Genomic DNA, 25540 nt, shown 5'->3' on the forward strand with positions numbered 1-25540 from the left:
AAAAATAGGAGAGTGGGTAAAGATACTGCTCCCATTTTTTTATTTCGTTTATTTATAATCACTCGCCATGTCTTTGGATAAAATGAAAATAAGCACTGAAAATAATAGTTACAAAGTCTATTTAGTAGACAACGTTTATAATTTGTTTATATTTATCTTTTATACTAACTGTAAACGTAGTTAAAGGAGGAGCGCTATGACTAAAATGCTATTCCGAAAGATATCAGTCCTGTTTTTTACTTTAATTTTTTTTTCGGCGTGCCAACCTAAAACAGCTGATACAAAACAATCGGTAAAGGAGAGTACAAGTATGACAACTGAAAAAAGTAGTACAAGTCAAACAAATGAATCAGAAACAGTTTCAACGAGTAGCACACAACAAGCCAATCAAACCTTTCCAGCTGGGACATTGATTCAAGCAGTGACAGAAAATGATGCTGCCAAAGTAGGAACAATACTTCAAGACAAAAACTACCTGATCGATGAAGTGAATGATAAAGGTGAAACACCACTACTGATTGCAACCCATGAAAATTTTATCGACATTGCTAAACAACTGATCGATGCAGGCGCCGATATCAATGTGCAAGATCAAATTTCAGATAGTCCATATCTTTATGCTGGAGCCCAAGGAAAAACAGAAATTTTAGCATACATGCTGGACAAACAAGTGCCAGATCAACAAAAAGTGAATCGCTTTGGTGGGAACGCTTTGATTCCAGCAGCTGAAAAAGGTCATCTTGAAAATGTGAAATTGCTTTTAAAAGATGGTCGAGCTGCTATTGATCATCAAAATAATTATGGATATACAGCGTTGATTGAAGCAGTTGCGTTAACAGACGGATCTGAAATCTATCAACAAATCGTCAAAGTTTTGTTAGAAGGTGGAGCCGATAAGACATTGAAAGATAACACTGGACGAACAGCTGAAGACTATGCTAGAAGTTTAGGCTATAAAGAAATGTTGAATACACTTCGTTCATATTAATAGTGACCAAACAGCAGTGGCTTAATCCTCTGCTGTTTTTGAATTGTTTAAAATGTTTCAGGAAATTGCTCTAATTCTATGTGTCGCATGATCATTCCTCATTTCATTATTGTTTTGTACAATTCGATAATAACTGAAGAGACTAGGTTCCGTAAGCGCTCTTCTTTGATGTGCAACGTATGCAAGATGATGAAACGGCCAAATTAAAATGAAAAAATCACAATACTTTTCTTCTATTTAAGCGATAGTGCTTTTTTTCTTACCCTAAAGCACGTATAATGAGAATCAAATGAATCAAGTAAAGTGAGGCTATTTCTACATGAAAAAATTCTTCGAAAGTTTACCTGTCCATGATTACACGACAAAACTTTCAGTATCGATCGTTTATGCGATCTTGGCATCCGTTGCGATGAACTTCTTTTATCAACCAGGTAATATTTATTCCAGTGGGATTACTGGATTAGCGCAGATTTTGACGACCTTATCAACAAAAGTCGTAGGTTTTAAAGTCCCTGTCTCGATTACCTTATATGCGCTGAACATTCCATTATTTTTTGTTGCTTGGCGTAAAATCGGGAAAAAATTTACAGTCTTTACTTTTTTGACCGTGACCTTAACATCGATTTTTATGCAAATCGTGCCTCAAACCGTTCTTTCTAATGATCCGATTATTTGTGCGATTTTTGGTGGAGCAGTGATGGGGTCTGGTATTGGTTTTGCATTGAAAAATGGCTTATCTTCAGGTGGTCTAGATATTTTTAGTATTACGATCCGTAAGAAAACGGGTCGCTCTGTGGGTTCGATTTCGATGTACTTTAACGGCTTGATCATTTTTGTTGCAGGATACTTGTTTGGTTGGCAATATATGTTTTACAGTGCTTTGTCGATTTTTGTAAGCGGAAAAGTGACAGATGCAGTTTATACCAAACAAAAGAAGATGCAAGTTATGATCATTACAAAGAATCCAGATGCCGTGATCGATGGGATTCAGCAGAAAATGAGACGTGGGATCACGATTATCCATGAAGCGGAAGGTGCATACCGTCATGATAAGCAGACATTACTTTTAACTGTTGTCACACGCTATGAATTACCATCTTTGGAATCGGCGATGAAAGAATCTGATCCATCTGCTTTTGTAAGTATTTCTGATAATGTAAAAATTCTTGGTCGCTTTTATGAAGAGGACCTTTAAAAGCTATAGGCAAAAAATCCAGACGAGTGCTGGATTTTTTTAGTTCCATAGCACCACAGAAAAGGTAAACAGACATAAAGGAAGATTATTTTTAAAGAATAGACGGAGCATTTCAAAAAAATAATCTCTTTTTCTTGAAAAAAAGAATGAAAACTGGTAAACTATATTTGTAAGATTGAGGGACGCTTTTAAGACTGTTAAAGAACTTAACAATGAAAAAGAAGAACGTCAATCCTATTTTTTTAAAGTTCATAGGTCGTTTTAAGTCTAACTTGGACGTTTTTAGGCCAACGAAGGAGCGCATCATGCTAAATGAATTGAAAATGATTGAAGCAGTTGCTCCAGATTTGCTCGATGTAATGCAGGAAAGATTTCATATTCTTCGTAATATTTACTGGATGCAGCCTATTGGACGCCGAAGTCTATCTGACAGTATGGGGATTACAGAACGAGTCTTGAGAACTGAGACAGATTTTTTAAAAAACCTACAACTGATAGAGACTTCAAAAAGCGGTATGACATTAACCGAAAAAGGCTTAGAAGTCTACCAAGGATTAGAATCAGTGATGAATCAATTGCTTGGCATGCATCAAGTCGAAAAAGAGATCAGTCAATACTTTGGTATCAAGCGCTGTATCGTAGTTGCTGGTAATAGTGATAATCAAGAGAAAGTACTTTATGAATTTGGCGATATTTTGACTGATTCATTAGATTTGATTTTACCTGATGGTGAGAACATTATTGCTGTAATGGGTGGTACGACGATGGCGATGACTGCAGAGCATATGGGATCGTTAGAGACAGAAAAACGACATAATCTATTTGTTCCAGCTCGTGGCGGGATCGGTGAAGCAATGACCGTTCAAGCGAACTCAGTAAGTGCTGTGATGGCAAGTAAGACTGGTGGACATCATAGAGCATTATATGTTCCAGAGCAATTAAGTCTTGAAACATATAACTCTTTATTACAGGAACCAACGATTCAAGAAGTACTGAATCTGATCGAACAAAGCAATTGTGTTGTTCATAGTATCGGTCGTGCGTTGCATATGGCGGCACGCCGTAAAATGTCAGATGATGAAATGGTCATGTTGAAGCAAAATAATGCTGTAGCAGAGTCTTTCGGATATTTCTTTGATGAAGAGGGCGAAGTGGTCTATAAGATCCCACGAATTGGACTTCAATTGAAAGATGTTCAAAAAATTCCCAATGTCGTTGCAATCGCAGGTGGTAAATCAAAAGCCAAAGCGATTCGGGCATATATGAAAAATGCACCAAAACAAACGTGGCTCATCACAGATGAAGCTGCTGCAAATGAGATTTTAAAAGGGGTAACCCTTTAAAATAAAAAAATTTTTGATTTTCATAAGGAGGAAATCTTTAATGACAGTTAAAGTAGGTATTAATGGATTTGGACGTATCGGACGCTTAGCATTCCGTCGTATCCAAGATGTAGCAGGAATCGAAGTAGTAGCAATCAACGATTTAACAGATGCTAAAATGTTAGCTCACTTGTTAAAATATGACACAACTCAAGGGCGTTTCAACGGAACAGTTGAAGTTCACGAAGGTTCTTTCAACGTTAACGGTAAAGAAGTTAAAGTTTTAGCTAACCGTAACCCAGAAGAATTACCATGGGGCGAATTAGGCGTAGACATCGTTCTTGAATGTACTGGATTCTTCACTTCAAAAGAAAAAGCTGAATTACACTTAAAAGCTGGTGCTAAACGTGTTGTTATCTCTGCTCCAGGCGGAAATGACGTACCAACAATCGTTTACAACACTAACCACGATATCTTAACAGGTAAAGAAACAGTTATCTCAGGGGCTTCATGTACGACTAACTGTTTAGCTCCTATGGCTAAAGCTTTACAAGACAACTTTGGTGTTGTTGAAGGTCTTATGACTACAATCCACGCTTACACAGGTGACCAAATGACTCTTGATGGACCACACCCTGGTGGAGACTTCCGTCGTGCACGTGCTGCAGCAGAAAACATCGTACCTAACACTACTGGTGCTGCTAAAGCAATCGGTCTAGTTATCCCTGAATTAAACGGTAAATTAGATGGAGCTGCTCAACGTGTTCCTGTAGCAACTGGTTCATTAACTGAATTAGTAACAGTTCTTGACAAAAAAGTAACTGTTGAAGAAGTAAACGAAGTAATGGCAAAAGCTGCTAACGAATCTTACGGATACAACGAAGATCAAATCGTATCTTCTGACATCGTAGGTATGACTTTCGGTTCATTATTCGATGCTACTCAAACTAAAGTAATGACTGTTGGCGATCAACAATTAGTGAAAACTGTTGCTTGGTATGACAACGAAATGTCTTATACTGCACAATTAGTTCGTACTTTAGAGTACTTCGCTAACTTATAAGAATCACTCTTATCATTAGTGAAATTTGAACAACTGTGAAATAATAAGCGGGGAAGCATCGCGCTTCCTCGCTTTTTTATAAGGTCAAGAAAATCATTCTTTTCAAAAATAAAATTAGATAGGGGTAACTTTTAATGGCTAAAAAGACTATCAAAGATGTAGACTTAAAAGACAAAAAAGTTCTTGTACGTGTTGACTTTAACGTCCCTTTGAAAGATGGCGTGATCACAAACGATAACCGTATCGTTGCAGCACTTCCAACAATCAAATACGTAATCGAAAATGGCGGGAAAGCAATTTTATTCTCTCATTTAGGTCGTGTGAAAACAGAAGAAGATAAAGCGGGCAAATCATTAAAACCAGTAGCAGAACGTTTAGGCGAATTATTGGGCAAACCAGTAACATTCGTTCCTGAAACTCGCGGAACTGAATTAGAAACAGCTGTTAACAACATGAAAGACGGCGACGTTTTAGTGTTTGAAAACACACGTTTTGAAGATATCGACGGTAAAAAAGAGAGCGGCAATGATGCTGAATTAGGTAAATACTGGGCTTCTTTAGGCGATGTATTTGTCAATGATGCATTTGGTACGGCTCACCGTGCGCACGCTTCTAACGTAGGAATTGCGTCAACTGGTATTCCAACCGTTGCTGGGTTCTTAATGGAAAAAGAAATCAAATTCGTTGGTGAAGCAGTGACTGCACCTAAACGTCCATTTGTAGCTATCTTAGGTGGCGCAAAAGTTTCTGATAAAATCGGTGTGATCGAAAACTTGATCTCTAAAGCAGATAAAATTCTTATCGGCGGCGGAATGACTTATACATTCTACAAAGCTAAAGGCATGAATATCGGAAACTCTTTAGTAGAAGAAGATAAAGTAGCGTTAGCAAAAGAATTGATCGAAAAAGCTGGTGACAAATTAGTCTTACCAATTGATTCAATCACAGCAGCAGAATTCTCAAATGATGTACCAACAGAAGAACATACTGGTGATGTTCCAAATGGTCAAATGGGTCTTGACATTGGACCTGAAACAATTGCTTTATTTGCACAAGAATTAGCTGGTGCTAAAACAGTCGTTTGGAACGGACCAATGGGCGTATTCGAAATGAGTAACTTTGCTAAAGGGACAATCGGTGTTTGTGAAGCAATCGCTAACTTAGCAGACGCAACAACAATCATTGGCGGCGGCGATTCAGCTGCAGCAGCAATCCAATTAGGCTTTGCTGATAAATTCACTCACATTTCAACAGGTGGGGGCGCAAGCTTAGAATTACTAGAAGGTAAAGAATTACCAGGATTAGCGGCAATCAACGATAAGTAAAAAAGTTGAACAAGCCCATTTAGATCTTCAGTAACACTGAAAAGATCTGGCTTGTGAAACTGGATTGGTTCGACCAATCCATACCACAAAAAAGAAAAGGATGTGCTTTTCCATGCGTAAACCAATCATTGCTGGTAACTGGAAAATGAACAAAACTTTAGCAGAAGCGCAAAGCTTTGCTGAAGCAGTAAAAAATGCTGTTCCATCAAAAGATGTTGTTGATTCAGTTATTGGATCTCCTGCATTATTTTTAGCACCTTTAGCTTGGAACCTTAAAGATTCTGACGTTCAATTATCTGCACAAAACTGCTACTGGGAAAACTCAGGCGCATTTACTGGTGAAAATTCACCAGCAGCTATTGCAGACTTAGGGATTCAATATGTAATCATCGGTCACTCTGAGCGTCGTGAGTATTTCCACGAAACAGACGAAGACATCAACAAAAAAGCCAAAGCGATTTTTGCAAACAACATGACACCAATCTTCTGTTGTGGTGAATCTTTAGAAACATACGAAGCAGGCAAAACTGCTGAATGGATCGAAGGTCAAATCACAAATGGTTTAGTTGGTTTATCTAATGAGCAAGTATCATCAATGGTCATTGCTTATGAACCAATCTGGGCAATCGGAACTGGTAAATCTGCTGATGCGAATATTGCGGATGAGATCTGTGGTGTTGTACGTTCAACAGTTGAAAAATTATACGGTAAAGAAGTATCAGAAGCTGTACGTATCCAATACGGCGGTTCTGTAAAACCTGAAAATATTGCTGAATATATGGCAAAAGAAAACGTTGATGGTGCTTTAGTTGGCGGAGCGAGTCTTGAAGCTGACTCATTCTTAGCTTTACTTGATGCTGTTAAATAATCACGTCTTATAACAATATACGCAATTAATTGAAGTTTCATTGAATAATCTATGAGTTATGCAAAAAATGTTTGCATAGCGCGCGTTTATTCACTACAATCATAATTAAGGGAAATCGAATCCCCTTAGTATAAAACAAACTCAAAGGAGAGACAAAACATGTCAATTATTACTGATGTTTACGCACGCGAAGTCTTAGACTCACGCGGTAACCCAACAATCGAAGTAGAAGTATACACTGAAAGCGGAGCTTTTGGTCGTGGAATGGTTCCATCAGGAGCTTCAACTGGTGAATACGAAGCAGTTGAATTACGTGATGGCGACAAATCTCGTTACTTAGGTAAAGGGGTTGTTAAAGCAGTTGACAACGTTAATAACATCATCGCTGAAGCAATCATTGGCTACGATGTACGTGACCAAATGGCTATCGACAAAGCAATGATCGAATTAGATGGAACTCCTAACAAAGGTAAATTAGGCGCAAACGCTATTCTTGGTGTTTCAATCGCTGTAGCTCGTGCTGCTGCTGATTATCTAGAAGTACCTTTATACCACTACTTAGGTGGATTCAATACAAAAGTATTGCCAACTCCAATGATGAACATCATCAATGGTGGATCTCATGCTGACAACAGTATCGACTTCCAAGAATTCATGATCATGCCTGTAGGCGCTCCTACATTCAAAGAAGCTTTACGCTATGGTGCTGAAGTATTCCACGCATTAGCTGGAATCTTAAAAGCGCGCGGTTTAGCTACTTCTGTAGGTGACGAAGGTGGATTCGCTCCTAACCTTGGTTCTAACGAAGAAGGTTTTGAAGTAATCATCGAAGCAATTGAAAAAGCTGGCTATGTACCTGGTAAAGATATCGTTCTTGCTATGGATGCTGCTTCTTCTGAATTCTACGACAAAGAAAAAGGCGTTTACGTTTTAGCTGATTCAGGTGAAGGCGAAAAAACAACTGAAGAAATGATCGCATTCTACGAAGAATTATGTGCGAAATACCCAATTATCTCAATTGAAGATGGATTAGATGAAAATGACTGGGATGGTTTCAAAAAATTAACTGTTGCTTTAGGCGACAAAGTTCAATTAGTTGGTGACGATTTATTCGTTACAAACACAACTAAATTAGCTGAAGGTATCGAAAAAGGTATCGCTAACTCAATCCTTATCAAAGTAAACCAAATCGGTACTTTAACTGAAACATTCGAAGCGATCGAAATGGCGAAAGAAGCTGGTTACACTGCAGTTGTATCTCACCGTTCAGGTGAAACAGAAGATTCAACAATCTCTGATATCGCTGTTGCAACAAATGCTGGTCAAATCAAAACTGGTTCTCTAAGCCGTACTGACCGTATTGCAAAATATAACCAATTATTACGTATCGAAGACCAATTAGGCGAAGTTGCTGAATACAAAGGTTTGAAATCTTTCTACAACTTAAAAAACAAATAATAAATTCTTTGGTATAAAAGGGTTTCTTATGATTACTTGTTAAGTAATCTGTTTTGAAAGTATTAGGTAGACCAATAGTTACGTACTATGCAAAAGAATGTATTGCTAACTTGAATTTTCTTCTAATTAGCAGTACTGGATAGTTGATGTAGTGCGGACTATAACCAACAATCATTATTGAATACCATTCTTTCTCTAATTAAGAGAAAGGATGGTATTTTTTCTGCATGCAGAAATGATAGATGAATACCTGTTAGATTTCAAGGTTCATAATTTATCTAAGTATACTATCGAGTCATATAAATCTCAGTTGAAGAAAATTATTTTAAAATATCAATAGAGGGGAAAGAAGACTCATAGTAATATGCTTTAAAGACTGTTAAGTTATTTTATAAGTGAGTATGAGAGCGCTGATATAAAATAACTTAAAGGGACCAAACGACTATAATTCAGTATTGTTTTAGGGCTATTATCTATTGTTAACAAGCAAACTAAATAAACAAACCGGAACTAACTAATCACAATATTATTAGAGGTTGTCAAATTAGTTTTTATTTGGTATCCTTATGTTATCAAATGGGAGGTGGTTTAATTGACAAGTGACTCGGTAGACGGTGATCAGAAACTTTTAGTTTGCTTATCCTACTTCTTAATTGAATAGATTATAGTGGTGCATCAGTATCTAGCTCTTTGTCTAGTACAATGATGGGCTTATTTGTGTTATAAAAATTTAGTCAATTAGGAGAGGAAATAAATACAACTATGAATGAAAAAAATATATATCAACTGGATATTAAAGAAGTTTTAGAAAAATGTGAACTATCCGATTTAGAGAAGGGTTTAAATAAGAAGCAAGTTGAAGAAAGTTTACTTAAATATGGATTAAACAAATTAGAAACAAAAAAAACACCGAAATGGAAATTACTGCTTAGACAATTTAATAATATGATCATTTATATTTTAATGTTTTCAGCATTGCTGACATTAATAATGGGTCATACGTCAGATGCTATGATCATTGCATTAGTGGTTATTGTAAATGCACTGATAGGATATTATCAAGAAGCGAGTGCTTCTGATGCGTTAGAACGAATCAAAGAAATGCTATCCTCTGAAGCTACTGTTTACAGAGAAGGTGTCAGAAAAGATATCCCTTCTGAAGAAGTAGTTGTTGGCGATGTTGTATTCTTAGAAGCTGGCGATAATGTTCCAGCTGATTTAAGAATAGTTGAAGCGGATAATTTGAGAATTCAAGAATCTGCTTTGACTGGTGAACCTGATTCTGTTGAAAAGATTGAAGAGGCTTTAGCATTAACAGATGTACCGCTTGCTGAAAGAGTTAATTTAGCATTTGCTTCAACTTCTGTTACGTCAGGTAGTGGAGTAGGAATTGTAACGGCAGTTGGTGCAAAGACTGAAATAGGAAAAATTTCCTCAGAAGTGAATAATACGGAAACTAGAAAAACACCACTCATGAAAGAAATTGATGGACTTGGAAAAGGAATTACTTATGTTATCATGGCTGTAGCAATAGCTTTGTTTGTTTTCAGCTTAATTTTAGAGACGTATTCGTTATCAGTTCTATCTCTTGCAGTAGTAACAATGATTGTCGGTTCTATCCCAGAAGGATTACCTGCTACAACTTCTGTTGTTTTAGCAATGGGTGTAAGCGATATGGCAAAAAATAAGAATACCATAGTTAAAACTTTGCCAGCAGTAGAAACATTGGGTTCGGTGGATGTTGTTGCTACAGATAAAACAGGGACGTTAACTAAAAATGAAATGACTGTGAAAGACATCGTTTTTTACCAAAAACATCTTCAAGTTTCAGGAGATGGTTATAAACCTGTTGGGGAAATTCTTCACAACAATACACCAGTTAATTTAGATAAGCAACTTAAATTATTTCTAGAAGCTGGTTTTGAAGCGAATGATACGGTATTAGTAGAAGAAGAAAACCGCTGGACTATTAACGGGGAACCTACGGATGGTTCTTTCTTAACACTATTTTACAAACAATTTCCATATCCTGAGAAAACGGGCTATAAAGAAATTGATATGTTGCCTTTTGATTCGGATTATCGATATATGGCAAAGCTAGTCGAAAATAACAACAAAGAACGGATTATTTTTATAAAAGGTTCTCCAGATAAGTTGTTCCCAATGGCACAAAGTATGGATTCTTCATTCGATGAGAAGTATTGGTTTCAACAAGTATCAGAGCTTTCAGAGGAAGGAAAAAGAGTTGTGGCTGTCGGATTCAAAAAAGTTTCTTCAAGTGTTGAAGAAGTAAGTCACGGGTTGCTTAGCCAGGGTGTTGATTTACTTGGGGTTGCCGGAATTATTGATCCTCCACGTGAAGAAGTCATTCAGGCTTTAGAAGAAATGAATCATGCGGGTGTTCACGTCAAAATGATAACCGGTGACCACCCATTGACAGCCAAAGCTATAGGTGAAAAGCTGAGGCTGGCTCCTGAAATACATGTGGTCACTGGAGCGGAACTTGATCATATGTCCCATGAAGAATTTAAACATGCGGCATTGCATAATCAAGTATTTGCAAGAACGACACCAAAAAATAAAATGGACATTGTGGAAGCCTTACAAGAAAGTGGAAAAGTAACGGCAATGACAGGTGATGGTGTCAATGATGCTCCCGCTTTAAAGAGAGCTGACATTGGTGTAGCCATGGGGATGAAAGGAACAGATGTTGCAAAAGACTCTGCAGATATGATTTTAACAGATGATAATTTTGGAACAATGTCTGTAGCGATTAGAGAAGGTAGAAGAATTTATGACAATATAAAAAAAAGTATTTTGTTTCTTTTACCAACATCTTTTGCTGAAGGGTTGATCATTGCGTTTACAATTTTGATGCAAAAAGAGATGCCGTTACAACCAACCCAACTCCTATGGATAAATATGGTATCGGCTATTACGATTCAGTTTGCATTTATCTTTGAACCTGCTGAAGAGGGAATCATGAATAGGAAACCACGTAAAACAGGAAATCGATTATTAAATACTCATGATATCTGTCAAATGGCATATGTATCAATATTAATGGCTTTAATAAGTATTGTTTCATATGAATGGTTATTGACACAAGGTGTTAGTCAGGCAGTTGCTAGTACTATGATGATTAATATTGTAGTATTGAGTAAGATATTCTACTTATTCAATATTCGTACTAGTCAGCCAGTAATTTCAAAAAGCTTCTTTAGTAATCCAAAAGCCTTTTTAATAATCTTGATTATGATTATTCTCCAGTTGATTTTGACTTATGTGCCATTTATGCAATCAGTATTTTACACTGAAGATATGTCCATGTTAGCATGGGGGATTTCGATTTTATCAGGAATGATCATTTTGATGATAACCGAGGTAGATAAATTTATTCGATTAAAGAAAAGTAAATAAACTACTAAAATGATCTCTTATAGAAAAGTTGATTGAAGGTTTTAAAAGAACTTACAGATTAATCTAAACGTATTGTTAAGTACAAAGGTTCTTACTTAATAATACTGTCTGTTTTATTTATTATATAGGTGTTCACAAATTATAGAAGAGTGTTTTATAATGACCATAGTTAGTTTTAGAAAAAATAGGTTTAAGGTATTGCTATTATGCCTTTGAAACAGAAGAATTAATCCTCTCTGATATCGCTTTTGTAACAAATATCAAAACTGATTCTCTAAGCTGTCCAGATTGTTTTGCGAAATACAATCAATTAGTATGTATTGAGGAGCAATTAGGTGGACTTACTGAATAAAAAGGCCTAACATCTTTCTACAATTTAAAAAATAGGTAATGTTGGTTTGTCACAAAACAAAAGGGGATAACTGATTCTTGACTCTTTTCGACTTATACTCATATGTGAAATTCCTCTTGTACAATCAAGAGGAATTTTTTTAGTTATTTGGTAAAAGAAGGCACAAATTTATTGCGATATTTTTGGTAAGTTTTTTATAATTGCTATATGTTTGAAAAAACGGAATTAAATTTATCATAGATTGAATTAAAAAATATCAAAAAAATGATCTATAAACTAATAGAAATTAATTTGAGTTTAAGACATAATTTAAAATGTTATGCCCCAGAATCGTTCTATCTAAATAAATGTTGGAAACAGAAGAGAATATTTCGTAAATAATCTGAAATTCACAAAAATACGAAGAGTGACTTTCGTGAACTTCTTCTTGTTTTTAAGCCAATTGCTTAAGCCTAAATATCGCTAATTGTATACGTTCCAAAATAGTTAGCATTTATAAATACAGGTTGAAAGGACTATTTTGCTCCGAATATATCCTTGTAATAGGTGGAATGTAAGGGTTGACATTTAAAAATTTATATAGTAACATAAATTCACAGATGCAGGAGTGTTACTGATCCAAAGTCAGGCACCACCAAGTCAAAAAAACGAAGTGATTCTTAAGGTATTCATGAAAGAAGCTTGGTTTTACGATTTGGTGTTTTTTTGTCTTTCAGGAGGTGAGAATAATGAACGTAGTAAAAACACTGAATAATAATATTGTTTTAGTTCAAGATCAAATGGGAAGTGAAAAAGTTTTATTTGGAACAGGAATAGGATTTAAAAAAAAACAAGGTGATTCAATCGATGAGAGTTTAATTAGCAAGATTTTTACTCCGAATGCGGAGGAACAAACAGGTCATAAAATTGACAATTTTCAACCGGAAATTTTAAGCGTTGCTGCCAGAATTATTGAATCAGGCGAAATAATTTTAACTCAAAAATTCGGTACAGGCTTACTATTTTCTTTAGCAGATCATCTGACATTTTCAATAAATCATATTCAGGAAAATGATAACCCTATCAAGTGGGAAGTTCCTCATTTATACTATAAGGAATATCAAATAGGTAAAAAAGCATTGGAAATTGTTCAAAATGAAATGAGCGTATCCTTACTACCAGAAGAAGCGTCTTTTATTGCTCTGCATTTTGTCAATGCACAAGTCGATCAGCCAAATATGGCCGATACGTTACAAATAACTGAGGTTATCAAAAAAATTGTTAAAAGTGTGCAGACAATCTTTGACACTATCCTGGATAAAACGACTGCCGATTATTCACGATTTATTACGCATATTCGTTATTTCATCATTCGACAAAAAAATAGTCAAGAATCTTTAAAAATGGATGAACAGATTAGAGAACTTATTCAAGAACGGTATATGAAAAGCTATGCTTGTGGACTGATTATTAAAGAAATGCTAGAAAAGGATTATCAATGGAAAATCTCAGACGATGAATTGGTTTACTTAGTGATTCATATTGAAAGAATTACAACAAAATAACTTAAAGGTGTGTTATCTAACAGAGCATAAGCCTAAACGAAACTTTTTCGTTTGGGCTTTTTATCGTTTTTAGGAGGGCAAGAATATGGAAAATCAACTATTAGCACAACAAATAATGACTCTAATAGGCGGGAGCAAAAACGTTTCCCAAAGTTGGCATTGTATTACACGTTTGAGATTTAATCTGTTCGATGATACAAAGGTCAATATGAAAGAAATTAACCAGTTGAATGGGGTAATAGGTAGTCAGTTTAGTGGTGGGCAATATCAAATAATCATCGGTGCTAAAGTAGCAGAGGTCTTTCAGGAAATGGATAAGCAATTCACTAATTCAAATAACGAAAAGACTACGAATAACAAGAAAAATATGAACGTCTTAGATACTATTTTTGATGTCATTAGTGGGATTTTTACACCTTTAATGCCCGCAATTATTGGTTCTGGTTTAATTAAAGGTTTGATGGCTCTGTTTGTCGTTTTTGGCTGGTTGTCTTCGGAAAGTTCATCATATGTAGTATTAACTGTATTTTCTGATGGAGTCTTTTACTTCTTACCATTTTTGGTTGCTATGACTGCAGCGCGTAAATTTAAGACAAAAGAATCATTAGCAGTCGCTTTAGCAGCAATGTTGATGTATCCAACATTAGTAAACGGTGCAGCAGATGGTGCAAGTCCACTATCCATGTTTGGTTTATCGATTCCATTAAATAATTATTCTTCTACTGTATTGCCTATTATTTTGGGCGTTTTGTTATTAAGTATTGTGAATAAATGGATGGATAAAATTGTTCCTGAAACGGTAAATATTGTGTTTAGTCCAATGTTATCGCTATTAATTACAGCACCGATTTTATTAGCATTCGTTGCTCCGCTAGGCAATTTTTTAGGTAAATATTTGGAACAAATCTTTACAACTTTATTTACTGTTGCTGGGCCATTAGCAGGGCTATTAATGGGAGGGCTAATGCCTCTAATTGTTTTGACAGGAATGCATTATGCTTTTTTTCCTGGAACATTTGCCAGTCTTCAAAAGTTTGGTTATGACATTATGTTACTACCAATGAATTTAGTTGCCAATAGTGCACAAGCTGGGGCTGTTTTGGGGGTTACTCTCAAATCAAAAAAGGCAGAAACCAAATCTTTGGCATTTTCAACGTTTATTCCAGCAATTTTTGGTATTACGGAACCCGCAATTTATGGAGTCACTTTACGTTTGAAAAAACCTTTCTATGCCTCTTTAATTGGAGGTGGAGTCGGCGGAACAATATTTGGTTTTTTCGCTGTAAAAGCAACCGCATTTTCAATTCCTGGAATTACAGCGTTACCAACCTACATTATGAAAAATTCCAATAATTTTATGTATGCATTGATCGGTTACATTGCAAGCTTTGTTATTTCTTTCGTTTTGACTATGCTATGGGGATTTGAAGAAGATAAAAAAGATGAAACAAAAGACAAAAAGATAACTACTTTAAAGTCAGATCCACAAGCAACAACCCAACCTATTGACATTTTTTCACCTGTGAAAGGGTGTTTAATTCCTTTAGATGATGTCTCTGATGAGACTTTTTCTAGTGGAATGATGGGAAAAGGGGTAGCGATTAAACCATTGGGGGATACGATTTACGCTCCTTTTGATGGTGAGATTACCATGACGACCCCAACAAATCATGCAATAGGATTGCGTTCGGCTAAAGGGGTAGAGGTGTTGATCCATGTAGGAATCGATACGGTAAATTTACAAGGAAAATATTTTGAGCGATTCGTTTCAGAGGGAGAAAGAATAAACAAAGGGCAACCTTTGCTTAGGTACAACTTGAAAGAAATTATTGGTCTAAGCTACGATGAAACAACAATGGTGATTGTCACTAATAGTGCAGAATTTCTAGATATTATTATTACAGGCGAAGAAAATGTAGAAGCAACAACATCAAGATTAATGATGTGTATTCAATAAATAGAAAAGGGGAAATAAAATATGAACACAAATCAAGGATTTAAAAAAGGATTTCTATGGGGCGGTGCTACAGCAGCCAATCAAATTGAAGGAGCCTATTTGGAAGGCGGAAAAGGATTATCTACTTCCGACTTTGCAGCCTACAAAGATCCTTATGCTTCTGGGACGGTGAACAATTTTACGTTTAATGTTACGTCTAGTGAGTTGGAAGAATATACAAAGCATTCTGAGAGCTATCTATTTCCTAAACGTTGGGGAATTGATTTTTATCATCATTATAAAGAAGATATTGCGTTGTTTGCTGAAATGGGGTTTAAGTGCTTCCGACTATCAATTTCATGGGCACGAATTTTTCCTACTGGTTTAGAAAATGAGCCGAATGAGGAAGGATTAGCTTTTTATGATGCTGTCTTTGATGAGTGTGCTAAGTATGGTATTGAACCTCTAGTAACGATGTCTCACTATGAAATGCCAATTGCGTTAACAAAAAAATATAATGGCTGGATCAGCCGAGAACTGGTACCTTTATTTGAAAAATATGCGAAAGTTATTTTAGAAAGATATAAAAACAAAGTACGTTACTGGATTACGTTTAATGAAATGAATATGAATTTAAACAGTTTGTACACTGGAGCGGGAGTTCTGGAAGATTTGGTGGAAAATTCCTTAGAAGCTGCTTACCAAGCCTCACATCATCAGTTTTTAGCTAGTGCATTAGCTGTAAAAGCGGCAAAAGCAATTGTTCCTAATGTTGAAATTGGCTGTATGATCAATCAAATCGAAGCGTATGCACATACGACTAAACCAGAAGATCAGCTGCAAGCGGTAAAATCCAATCAATTGAATATGTTCTATCCAGATGTTCAAGCGCGTGGCTATTATCCAAGCTATATTTACAGTTATTTTGCTGAAAATAATTTGACAATTGATAGTAAAGCAGAAGATATTGAAATTTTAAAAAATGGTACAGTAGATTTTGTTGCTATCAGTTACTATATGTCTCATGTGGCTGAAGCAAGAGAAGATGCTTCTAAGCTAGCTGGAACCTTTGATAGTCCAATTAAAAATGAGTATTTGGAATTATCGCAGTGGGATTGGCCAATCGATCCAATTGGGTTGAGAATTTCTTTACTGAAGTTGTATGATCGTTTTCAAAAACCATTATTTGTATGTGAAAATGGATTGGGAGCAAAGGATATATTAACCGAAGATAAGAAGATTCACGATGAGTATCGAATTGACTATATGAGGAAGCATATTCAGCAAATGCGTGAAGCAGTAAAAGAAGGAGTTGATTTGATGGGCTATACTCCTTGGGGATGTATTGATTTAATTAGTTGTGGAACATCGCAAATGTCAAAACGATATGGATTTATTTATGTCGATCAAGACGACACGGGAAAAGGCAGTTTAGAACGTTATCGCAAAGATTCATTTTACTGGTATAAAGAAGTGATTGCCTCTAACGGAGAAACGGTATAAGTCTTAAAAGGAGTAAGAAGGAAAAGAGGACGGTTTTGAAAAAAATAGAGAGGAAAAATTTTATCTCATATCTGTAAAAAATGAATATGCTCAGTTGTTTATAAAGTAAAAACGGACAAGAAATCTTCTGATTTTTCCATCTTATGATCATAAACAAAACCTCCTCTTGAAAAAAGTGGAGGTTTTTACATATTCAACTAACTAATGCTTTCGATTATACTTAATTTATTCTATTAGGTAAATATTAGGATAACAAAACAACTTTTTAAAAGAGAGGTTGGTAAAATGAAAAATAAATTGAAGGTTCTATTCGTATTGTCCGTTTTACTCACGGTAGCTTCATGTATTGCTAAAAAAGAAAAAACGTACAACACGAAAAAAAATCATGATAAAAAGTTAGTACATGCTTTAGTTGGTTTGTGGTTTGCAGAGAATTATGATTATGGAAAATATGACATAACTTATGATGATGACGTATTGAATTTCAATTCAACGAAACTGGAGATTGAGTACACAGAAGATAATAGAGTGTTTACACATCAAAAGAATGATAAAACATTTCACTACATTTTTGAAGTGAAAGAAGAAGAGGTTATCGTTTACCCTCATTATGAAGTTGAGCAAAGTGGAGATGAATTGATTTTAGGAGGAGATTTAGCCCCTATCAATTTAAAAAGGAACTGATACTATCCCAAGAAAGTATTTTAGGTCGATGAAAGTCAGATGAACTCCAGTATTAATACAAATGAAGCCTACGTTTGATTTTAATAAAGTAGAGCTGTTGAAAATGAAAGATGAAAATACTAATGAAGTTGAAACATTCCGACTAATGATTGAAATGGACAAACAAAGTTAAACTACTTAAATGAGACCAAGGTAATCAGACATAAATTTTCTACTTATGAAAAAACGAAGATGCTAATTAATTTTTTACAACTCAGTAAAGTTTAGGGACAATGGCACGACCGTTGATTTTAGAAAGAGTGGTTGAGCAATAAAGACAGGCTTCTATTATTCAAATAAAAAAATCGATGCTATACTTAAAAGAGAATGAGGAGGACTTACCATGAATCAATCTGATCTCCAAGCAATTATGAAAAAGCAACATACTTTCTTTAACACAAACCAAACAAAATCAATCTCATATAGAAAAGAACAACTTGAGCGGCTACTAATAAACGTTAAAAAACACGAAGAAGATTTCTATTGGGCCTTTGAAAAAGATCTTAAAAAGCCTAAAGCAGAAGTATACGCTACCGAGTTAGGCCTAGTTCTTTCTGCCATTAATGATATGCTTAAAAATCTAGATAAATGGACGAAACCTGTAAATAAACCAAGAGCAGTTTCATCTTTACTAAACAAAAATACGGTTTTCTTAGAGCCTTTCGGAACGGTCTATATTATCGGTCCCTTTAATTATCCGCTTCAATTGACGCTTGTTCCTTTGATAGGAGCTCTTGCTGCTGGCAATTGTGCTATTGTAAAACCATCATCAAAAACACCCAATGTAGCAGCGGTGATTGGTGCAATTCTTGGAGAAACGTTTGATGAGGAATATGTCAAAGTGCTATCGCCCAATTCTATTGATAATGCGTCAGTCTTAAAAGAGCGTATGGATTTCATCTTTTTTACAGGAAGTACTAAAGTTGGGAAAATTGTTATGGAAGCTGCGGCCAAAAACTTAACGCCAGTTGTCTTAGAACTTGGAGGAAAAAGTCCAGCAATCGTAACGGAACAGGCTGACATAGAAATTGCAGCTGAACGAATCATTTGGAGTAAATTATTGAATACTGGTCAAACATGTATTGCAACAGATTATGTCTTGGTGGATGAAAAAGTCAAAAACCAATTCATCAAAGTATTGAAAGAAAAAATTATCGAATTCTACGGTCAATCGATTCAAGAAAACTCAGATTATGGTCGTATCGTTCAGGGCTCATCGATTGATAAGTTTATCCAATTAATCGAGGAAAATCGTCACTCTCTTATTTATGGAGGAGATTATGATCTGAAAACAAGATTTGTCGCGCCAAGTCTATTTGACATTGGCTTGACTCGTGAGAATAGTTTGATGAAAGAAGAAATATTTGGACCTTTATTACCAATCTGCACATATGGTCAATTAAGTGAGGCCATTCAATTTGTTAAAGAAGGGGAGAAACCTTTAGCAGTATATTTATTCTCAGATGATCGAACAATTCAAAAACAGATTTTACATGAACTTTCATTTGGCGGTGGTGGAATCAATCAAACGATTCTTCATGTAGCCAACGATGATTTACCATTTGGAGGAGTTGGAGCTTCTGGAATGGGGAATTATCACGGTAAATATAGTATTGAAACATTCTCTCATAAGAAATCAGTTGTTTTTGGTAGAAAAGACTCAATGGCAAAATTGATTTATCCGCCTTATGATCAGAAGAAATTCGATTGGATCAAACGTTTATTGTAAATAGAATAAAGCTTAAAGCGCAGATTATTTAAACTTGCGCTTTAAGCTTATTTAGTTTGTTTTCTCTACCTTTATACGAACAATCTCTATAATAAATCTAATCCCCGTTACTAAAAAGACAATATTCCCGCAAAAAGGAAAAGAAATCCAATCGGTAAAAGGTAAAAATTTTCGTGTAAAATACCTGTTTTATCGATATATTCGACTGAATTCATTTTGATGAAAAAACAGGCAAAACCAAAAAACTCCCAATCAATGTGGTGATCATATTTAGTTTTGCTCGTCGTGTCTTACTACCGTCCTTGATTAGATTTTCAGTCATATTATTCACATTACTTCCTCCTAGAATCAATTCATCAAGCGAAATATAAAAAATACTAGAAATCAGGATCAATAATTCAAGATCGGGAAGATTTCGGTTATTTTCCCAGTTTGAGACCGCTTGTCGGGTCACATTCAAACGGATCGCAAATTTTTCTTGTGTTAACTGATTTTTTGTTCTTAACTCTTTGATCTTTTCTCCAAATTCCATAGTCTAAATTCCTTTCGTTAATGTACTTTAAGCATAAAGAGATATCTTGTTATATTTAAGAAAGCATAGCCTGCAGAGTGAGTATATAGAAGGAAAGAGTTCCATGCTTCGCCAGTATAGCTGTGAAAATGCGATTTTTGGTGAGTAGCAGATCCACTCTAAGTAGTAAATTTTTCGTATAAATAAATTATAGCATCTCTGATTTATGATAGATTGATATAAGGTAACTTAATTAAAAATAATCTGTACTAAATAAAAAATGGTAAAATGCATATGTTTTCTTTTAAGATGATTTATTTGATATACTAAAACTAATGAAATGAAAGGAGGAAAATTTTATGAAAACAAGAGCTGAATTAAAAAACGAAGCAAAAGACATTTTACGGGGACGTTGGAAAGACAGTGTGTTGATGTGTTTGGTACCGACATTAGTTTCAATTGCAATCGGACTACTTATATTTTTTCTATTATTATTACCAACCATTACATTCATTCAAAACAACCCTGATTTTGTAAACGGCACTTCAAGCTACGAAGGTAGTTCTGGCAGTGGCGGTGGAGGTTTCTTTGGCGGTATCATAGGTGCGTTGTTTAGTGCTGGTATTTCTTGGACATTCCTTGATCTTTTAAGAGGAAAAAAACAAGAAATCAAACCTTTTTCAGATGCATTCCGCGGTTTTGCAGGACCTGTGATTTTAGGTGTTATTTGTATTAGCCTATTGACCCTCGTTTTTGTTACTTTATGGTCATTACTATTCATTATTCCAGGAATTATCAAAGGTTATTCTTATTCACAAGCCTATTTTGTTTATTATGATGGTTATGAAGAAACTGGGTTACGTCCAGGATTCTTAGATTCAATCACTCGCAGCAGAAAGCTTATGAAGGGCTATAAAGGTCAATTGTTCTTATTAGACCTAAGCTTTATCGGTTGGCATTTCTTAGCAATGTTAACATTAGGAATCGGTTATCTATGGTTAACACCATATATCACTGCAACCAAAGCAGCATTTTATGAAAATTTACCAAAAACAGCAGCGATTTAAGCGGGCTAAACCAGAAGTTTATGACTTCTGGTTTTTTTGTGATGAAAATGTTCCACCTTACATAGCAGAAAATTGTTTATAAATTGTTTATTTTCTTGTTAGAACCTGTTTACATCTCTCTTCTATAATAAAGGTAAGCAATAAGAAAACAGTTTTATTACTGAAGGGAGAAATGATCATGAACAAGAAAAACAAAAAAAATATCGCAGGTGTTTTAAGTTTAGTTTTACTATTAGCAGGTTGTAGCGTGGGAGCATAAGAGACATTAGGGACAAAAGGCAGCAGCCAACAACAAACGGAGCAGTCAAAACGAGATAATAGCAAAACCAAAGGTGATAAACTGACTAAAACTTTAGGTAAAACTGATTGGCAAGGGACAAAGGTCTATGACAAAGACAAGAATAATTTAACAGCAGAAAATGCCAACTTTATCGGTTTGGCAAAATATGATGCTGAAACGGGTCGCTATGAATTTTTCGATGCTCAAACAAAAGAAAGCCGTGGTGACCGTGGTACATTCTTCATTACAAATGATGGTACAAAACGAATGTTGATTTCTGAAACCATGAATTATCAAGCAGTTGTTGGTCTTACTGAATTGACGAATAAAAAATTTACTTACACTAGAAAAGGCAAAGACAAAGCAGGAAATGAAGTAGATGTATTTGTAGAACATATCCCGTATAATAAAAGTAAGTTAGCTTTTACGGAGAAAGAAAAACCGTTAGATACAACTACAGGAAAAATTGATACAAAAACAGCTGGTGCGACTATTTTAGGTCAAACATTATGGAACGGGACCAAAGTGCTGGATGAGTCGGGCAATGATGTAACAGCATTCAATAAAAACTTTATTAGTTTAGCAAAATTTGCTGCAGATACGAATAAATATGAATTCTTCAATTTAGAGACTGGTGTTAGTCGTGGTGACTTTGGTTATTTTGATGTATTGAACCATAATAAAATCCGGACTCATGTATCGATTGGACAAAATAAATATGGTGCAGCGCTAGAATTAACTGAATTGAAAAGCAAGAAATTCACCTATGAACGAACTGGAAAAAATCAAGCAGGTCAAGATATCACAGTATTTGTAGAACATGAACCTCACACAGGCGCATTCAACCCTGCGTTTAGTTTCTAAAAATACCTGAACAGAAGTGAAGCAAAGCGATTGTTTCCTTTATAAATGAAAGCAAAGGAGAAAAAAATGACCATAAAAAAACGATTTCTCATTTCATATATTGGCGGTATAGCAATCGCTTGTCTTTCACTTTTTTCAATCATCAGTATTGTTTTTTATGTGACAACTGGGAAAGTACCAACTCCCAGTGGTTTGTATAAGACGTTTACACAGCAACGCTCATTAAGCCCAGAGGAAGAACTAGCCTACATCAAATTACGCAATATAGCAAAATCTGATCCTGATCAATTACTTGAACCAACTGGTGAGTTAAAAGAAATGATCCAAACATTTGAAAAAGAAGCCTTGGGTGTCGTTGTACGTAAGGAAGCAACGATCGCCTATTATTCTCAGGATTTAGTAGAAAAATCACTGATTGTCCACTTTCCCCAATTTGATGCTAATAATATTGAAACTAGAGGAACAATCGATAATGCGGGGCGTTTGTACCGTTATATGAAATTTGATTTTTATTTTAGTGATCAAGTACCGGGAAGCTTATTAGTTTTAAAAAAAGAAAATAACTTTTTAGAATTTATGACAAAGTGGGGCGTACTGGTCATCGTAACGATATTGCTAGTAGCACTTGGCGGACTATTTTTTCTAAATCATCTATTAAAGAAAACAATTATCCAACCATTAGAAAAGCTTGGCGTAGGGATGTCAGAAATCAGTAATGGCTATTTGGAGACCTCTGTGGATAGACCTGTGAAACAAACTGCGATGGAAGTGAAACAGTTGACGGATGATTTTGAAAAGATGCGGGAAGCGTTGCTTCATTCAACAGAAGAACAAGGAAAGCTTGAAAATAACCGTAAAGAGCTTGTTGCTAGTATCTCCCATGATCTAAAAACACCGATTACTTCGATCATCGGTTATGTTGAAGGATTGTTGGACGGAGTAGCGGATTCACCAGAGAAACGTGACAAATACTTACAAACGATCCACACTAAAGCTCTCTCATTGAATGATTTGATTGAAGAACTCTTTTTATATTCTAAATTAGATGCAGCCGCAATTCCGTTTCATTTTGAACGAATCAATCTTATTGAATTTTTAAAACATATTATTGAAGAATTTCAGTTACAAGAACCGCAAGTGTCACTTCAATTAGTTACTCAAGGACCAACGATAAGTAATGTCTTAGCTGATCGGATGCAGTTAAATCGAGTGTTTATCAATTTACTTCAAAACAGCTTGAAATTTAAAGCACATAATCGAGCACTGTCAATTCAAATCGCTATATCTGAAACCTCTGAAAGGGTGGAAGTTCGTGTAACTGATAACGGACAAGGGATTTCAGCTGAACAGTTACCCTTTGTTTTTGATCATTTCTATCGGGGAGAAGAAGCACGGCCAACGAATACTGGTGGTAGCGGTCTAGGTCTTGCCATTGTAAAGCAAATCATCGATATGCATAAAGGACAGGTGAAGCTCGAAAGTGAACTGCACCAAGGAACAACGGTCACGATTTTACTAAAAAAAGCTTGAGGAGGACAGCCAGATGTCAAAGGAAGTATTCAGAATTTTACTGATTGAAGATGATGTAAGTATTGCAGAATTGCAAAAAGATTATTTAGAAATTAATCAAATGAAAGCCGAAATTGCCCGTGATGGACTGGTTGGTCTGAATCGAGCGTTAACGGAAGAATTTGATTTGATTGTGATTGATATCATGCTGCCGTCAATGGATGGTTTTGAAATTTGTCGCCGTATTAGAGAAAAGAAAAATATTCCATTGATGATCGTTTCTGCTAAAAAAGAAGATATCGATAAGGTCAGAGGCTTAGGTCTAGGCGCAGATGATTATATGACAAAACCATTTAGTCCAAGCGAATTAGTTGCTCGTGTTCAAGCCCATATCAAACGGTATCAGCTATTGACTCGAACTGATCCAGTTAATGATACAGTGGAAAGAGGAGCAATTATGATTGATAAAAGTGCTCGTAGAGTATTTATTTTAGGGAAGGAAATCCTTTTTCCAACCAAAGAATTTGATTTACTACTTTTTTTCATGGAGCATCCGAATCGTGTCTGGATGAAAGAACAACTTTTTCGACAAGTGTGGGATATGGATGAGCTTGATAGTGATATTTATACAGTAGTTGTGCATGTAGGGCGAATTAGAGAAAAACTAAAAAAAGGCAGACTGTCGGAGATTCCGATCGAAACTATTTGGGGCAGCGGCTATCGTTTTAATGCCTAACAAGAAGATCAAAAGGAGAAATTTTATGAAAAAAAGTTATCTGCTGGCTGTTCTTTTCCTAGGCAGCGTTATCGGACTTGTCGGATGCAAACCAGATCAAAGAAAAACCACAGAACAATCAAGTCTAGCAACAAGACCGGCAATTTTCAATAGTTCTTCAACTGAACCTGTTGCCTCAAGTGAGGCAGCAGAAGCAAACAAGGAGAACAAGCTCACATTTGAGAACACATCATACAACTATGATGTCGTTACTGGTGCTACCCAAACAACATTTGGCTCCAATCCCAAACCCCTGTATACTTACGAAGAAAAGCTCAAAAAAATGTTCTGGTCGAATCAACCACCTTTAGGATTACTTGAAGGAAACTATTTTACTAATGATGGTTATTTTGATGTAGGGAATCATGGAATCGTTGAAATTGTAACAGATGATACAAATAAGATCATCAATGTTGAATTTAATGAATACGGCGCTGAAAATTACTATGCTTCAAAATATGCTGGAGCGAATAAGCGTCTGTCTGATTACGCCTTTTTTCAAGCACAAAATCCAAGAACTGATACAACTTTAGTAACAGTGGTCAATGGTATCACCTTTGTTGAAAAGCAAATGCGGGAAGAAAATCGTATTACAGGAAATTTTGAAACAGTAAAAGGTTCTTCCACAACAGCCAGAGAAGGCTTGATGGCGATTGCCGCAGAATTGTCAGATGAGATCAAGCAACCATCTAAAACAAGATACATTGGCTATGCTGAAGATTTTGGTGATGGATTGATTGGTAGACTGCAATTGACTGTGACGGATGGCAAAATCGATAGTGCTCGTTATGATGAATACTTTGCAGATCAACCTGAGAAAATTAGTGCAGATCAGCTAAAAAAGTATTATCGTCAGTCAAAATACTATTCTTTAGAATACAATGAAGCAACGAATAACGAATTTGTAGCATTTTCAGATGAATTGACTAAGGCAATTGTTGATCAACAGGCATTGACGATTGAAAATAGTGAAGTGACAAAGTATCCTTCGTATGCTTCTTACCAAAAATTGACCAAGCATATTAGCTTATAGCATTTCTAAAAGAATAATTCGACACACTTTTGACATATTTCTATTTTATACTAAACAAAAATAGGTTAGGAGCGA

18 protein-coding genes and 2 pseudogenes are annotated in these 25540 nt (G+C 35.5%); 19 read left to right on the plus strand and 1 reads right to left on the minus strand.

The window, feature by feature from the left end; all coding sequences use genetic code 11:
- Window positions 1-196: 196 nt before the first annotated feature.
- The 14 genes from A5866_RS15825 (at window position 197) to A5866_RS15890 (ending at window position 19426) form a co-directional block, all read left to right on the plus strand.
- Window positions 197-988 (plus strand): ankyrin repeat domain-containing protein, encoded by a 792-nt coding sequence (locus A5866_RS15825; protein ID WP_086444863.1) that lies wholly within the window; start codon window positions 197-199, stop codon window positions 986-988.
- Window positions 989-1307: 319 nt separating this feature from the next.
- On the plus strand, window positions 1308-2183 hold the full coding sequence (locus A5866_RS15830; RefSeq protein ID WP_010764253.1) for a YitT family protein: 876 nt from the start codon (window positions 1308-1310) through the stop codon (window positions 2181-2183).
- 305 nt (window positions 2184-2488) lie between these two features.
- Window positions 2489-3526 (plus strand): sugar-binding transcriptional regulator, encoded by a 1038-nt coding sequence (locus tag A5866_RS15835; protein WP_086280666.1) that lies wholly within the window; start codon window positions 2489-2491, stop codon window positions 3524-3526.
- Between the two features lie 40 nt (window positions 3527-3566).
- On the plus strand, window positions 3567-4568 hold the full coding sequence (gap, locus tag A5866_RS15840) for a type I glyceraldehyde-3-phosphate dehydrogenase (protein ID WP_086280668.1): 1002 nt from the start codon (window positions 3567-3569) through the stop codon (window positions 4566-4568).
- Between the two features lie 134 nt (window positions 4569-4702).
- Window positions 4703-5893 carry a phosphoglycerate kinase gene (locus A5866_RS15845; protein ID WP_086444862.1) on the plus strand — a complete coding sequence of 397 codons (1191 nt, stop codon included), beginning with the start codon at window positions 4703-4705 and terminating at the stop codon, window positions 5891-5893.
- Window positions 5894-6005: 112 nt separating this feature from the next.
- Complete coding sequence (gene tpiA, locus A5866_RS15850) at window positions 6006-6761, plus strand: triose-phosphate isomerase (protein ID WP_086444861.1); 756 nt, start codon at window positions 6006-6008, stop codon at window positions 6759-6761.
- 159 nt (window positions 6762-6920) lie between these two features.
- Entirely contained in the window at window positions 6921-8219 is a 1299-nt protein-coding gene (gene eno, locus A5866_RS15855; protein ID WP_069661790.1) for a phosphopyruvate hydratase, read from the plus strand.
- A 762-nt stretch (window positions 8220-8981) separates the two neighbouring features.
- Window positions 8982-11639: an HAD-IC family P-type ATPase gene (locus tag A5866_RS15860; protein ID WP_086444860.1), complete on the plus strand. Its 2658-nt coding sequence runs from the start codon at window positions 8982-8984 to the stop codon at window positions 11637-11639.
- Window positions 11640-11823: 184 nt separating this feature from the next.
- Window positions 11824-11991, plus strand: coding sequence for a hypothetical protein (locus A5866_RS15865; protein ID WP_139843326.1), 168 nt, complete (start codon window positions 11824-11826; stop codon window positions 11989-11991).
- 728 nt (window positions 11992-12719) lie between these two features.
- Window positions 12720-13535, plus strand: a complete 816-nt coding sequence (locus tag A5866_RS15870) for a PRD domain-containing protein (RefSeq protein ID WP_176332585.1) — start codon at window positions 12720-12722, stop codon at window positions 13533-13535.
- Between the two features lie 85 nt (window positions 13536-13620).
- On the plus strand, window positions 13621-15492 hold the full coding sequence (locus A5866_RS15875) for a beta-glucoside-specific PTS transporter subunit IIABC (RefSeq protein WP_086444859.1): 1872 nt from the start codon (window positions 13621-13623) through the stop codon (window positions 15490-15492).
- A gap of 21 nt (window positions 15493-15513) precedes the next feature.
- Window positions 15514-16974 (plus strand): glycoside hydrolase family 1 protein, encoded by a 1461-nt coding sequence (locus A5866_RS15880; protein WP_086444858.1) that lies wholly within the window; start codon window positions 15514-15516, stop codon window positions 16972-16974.
- 285 nt (window positions 16975-17259) lie between these two features.
- Window positions 17260-17658: a hypothetical protein gene (locus A5866_RS15885; RefSeq protein ID WP_086444857.1), complete on the plus strand. Its 399-nt coding sequence runs from the start codon at window positions 17260-17262 to the stop codon at window positions 17656-17658.
- A gap of 382 nt (window positions 17659-18040) precedes the next feature.
- Window positions 18041-19426 carry an aldehyde dehydrogenase family protein gene (locus A5866_RS15890; RefSeq protein ID WP_086444856.1) on the plus strand — a complete coding sequence of 462 codons (1386 nt, stop codon included), beginning with the start codon at window positions 18041-18043 and terminating at the stop codon, window positions 19424-19426.
- Between the two features lie 110 nt (window positions 19427-19536).
- On the opposite strand, the pseudogene A5866_RS15895 reads toward A5866_RS15890, so the two are convergent.
- Window positions 19537-19958 (minus strand): annotated as a pseudogene (locus A5866_RS15895) (DUF3955 domain-containing protein).
- 338 nt (window positions 19959-20296) lie between these two features.
- Between A5866_RS15895 and A5866_RS15900 the strand changes: the two are divergent.
- The 5 genes and pseudogenes from A5866_RS15900 (at window position 20297) to A5866_RS15920 (ending at window position 25465) form a co-directional block, all read left to right on the plus strand.
- Window positions 20297-21004 (plus strand): DUF975 family protein, encoded by a 708-nt coding sequence (locus tag A5866_RS15900; RefSeq protein WP_086444855.1) that lies wholly within the window; start codon window positions 20297-20299, stop codon window positions 21002-21004.
- Window positions 21005-21182: 178 nt separating this feature from the next.
- A pseudogene (locus A5866_RS15905) lies at window positions 21183-22148 on the plus strand (DUF4822 domain-containing protein).
- A gap of 66 nt (window positions 22149-22214) precedes the next feature.
- A complete protein-coding gene (locus tag A5866_RS15910) occupies window positions 22215-23678 on the plus strand; it encodes a sensor histidine kinase (protein WP_086444854.1) in 1464 nt (487 codons plus the stop codon).
- A 13-nt stretch (window positions 23679-23691) separates the two neighbouring features.
- Window positions 23692-24393 carry a response regulator transcription factor gene (locus A5866_RS15915; protein WP_086444853.1) on the plus strand — a complete coding sequence of 234 codons (702 nt, stop codon included), beginning with the start codon at window positions 23692-23694 and terminating at the stop codon, window positions 24391-24393.
- Window positions 24394-24418: 25 nt separating this feature from the next.
- Entirely contained in the window at window positions 24419-25465 is a 1047-nt protein-coding gene (locus tag A5866_RS15920; RefSeq protein ID WP_086280693.1) for a hypothetical protein, read from the plus strand.
- Window positions 25466-25540: the final 75 nt, after the last annotated feature.

This window comes from Enterococcus sp. 12C11_DIV0727, assembly GCF_002148425.2.
In the GTDB taxonomy this organism is placed as follows: domain Bacteria; phylum Bacillota; class Bacilli; order Lactobacillales; family Enterococcaceae; genus Enterococcus_L; species Enterococcus_L lemimoniae.